The 568-nt window shown below is 58.6% G+C and carries 1 protein-coding gene and 1 pseudogene; both read left to right on the top strand.

The genetic code is table 11. The features are described from left to right. A pseudogene (locus BN1129_RS22735) lies at positions 1–81 on the top strand (type VI secretion system tube protein Hcp); the annotation flags it as partial. A gap of 196 nt (positions 82–277) precedes the next feature. Beyond that, positions 278–565: a type VI secretion system PAAR protein gene (locus BN1129_RS16770; protein ID WP_042038057.1), complete on the top strand. Its 288-nt coding sequence runs from the start codon at positions 278–280 to the stop codon at positions 563–565. Positions 566–568: the final 3 nt, after the last annotated feature.

The following is a 568-nucleotide window of genomic DNA, read 5'->3' as shown; positions in this document are numbered from 1 at the left end:
GCTTACCGCAAGATTGACTGGGAGCACACCGTTGCCGGTACCTCTGGTGCTGACGACTGGCGCGCCCCTATCGAGGCATAAGCCTGACGTTCTGATTTCGTTATTTCCTGTATTAGGTTTCGTATCTTGTGGCCGGTGTGCACCGGCCTTTATCCCGTGTTTCTCCGGTCAGTCTTTGGCTGCCGGAGCCTTTTATGTTTTGCCATCCCCCTGCCCAGAGATTGATGTCGTGGTAGTGAGAGCGGAGTGATGGCAAAGCACACAAGAGGTTTGAATTATGTGTCCCTCCATTGCACTGCTTGGTGACCTTGGCACCGACCACGATGGCTTTCCACCGACCCCGGTGATAGCCGCCAGCCCTGATGTTTTTCTCGATGGCAAGCCGGTGGCCCGTCAAGGTGACCCGCTGGCGCCGCACGACAAGCCCAACAACCCGCCCCACCCGCGCAGCATTGCCGGTGGTGTGGGCTCGGTGTTGGTGAACGGCAAGCCCATCGCTATCACCGGCACAGCGGTGGATTGTGGTGGCGTGGTGATTGGTTCGGGCAGCGGGCAAGCAGGATAAGGA

The sequence above is a fragment of the Aeromonas popoffii genome, assembly GCF_000820025.1.
Classification (GTDB): Bacteria; Pseudomonadota; Gammaproteobacteria; order Enterobacterales; family Aeromonadaceae; genus Aeromonas; species Aeromonas popoffii.
Note: the sequence above shows the minus strand (reverse complement) of the source record. Positions and strands in the feature narration are given on the sequence as shown.